The 282-nt window shown below is 39.4% G+C and carries 1 pseudogene; it reads right to left on the bottom strand.

The features are described from left to right. Positions 1 to 258: pseudogene (locus tag L9G74_RS20225) on the bottom strand (multidrug efflux MFS transporter LmrP); the annotation flags it as partial. Positions 259 to 282 lie beyond the last annotated feature (24 nt).

Raw genomic sequence — 282 nt, 5'->3', positions numbered from 1 at the left:
AAAGATCATCCCGAGCGCCATTCCGAGGCTACCAAGCACAAAACCTTTTTGATGAGACCAATTTTGAGTGAATCGATTCAGTGTGGTCATTAAAGCAACCACAAGCACACACGCTAAGATTAAAAATATGGTAAGCATTCGCTGACCATAAATCTCGAATCCCCAAAAGGTTACTGTCTGAAAACTGTTTGCCAGATGAACAGGTAAAAAATTGTCAAATTGCATAATAATAAAAGTGGTGCCGATACTCGCTGTCATAAATACCATGTAGGTACGATCTTT

Origin of the sequence: Shewanella electrica (assembly GCF_022321485.1) — a bacterium.
GTDB lineage: Bacteria > Pseudomonadota > Gammaproteobacteria > Enterobacterales > Shewanellaceae > Shewanella > Shewanella electrica.
Note: the sequence above shows the minus strand (reverse complement) of the source record. Positions and strands in the feature narration are given on the sequence as shown.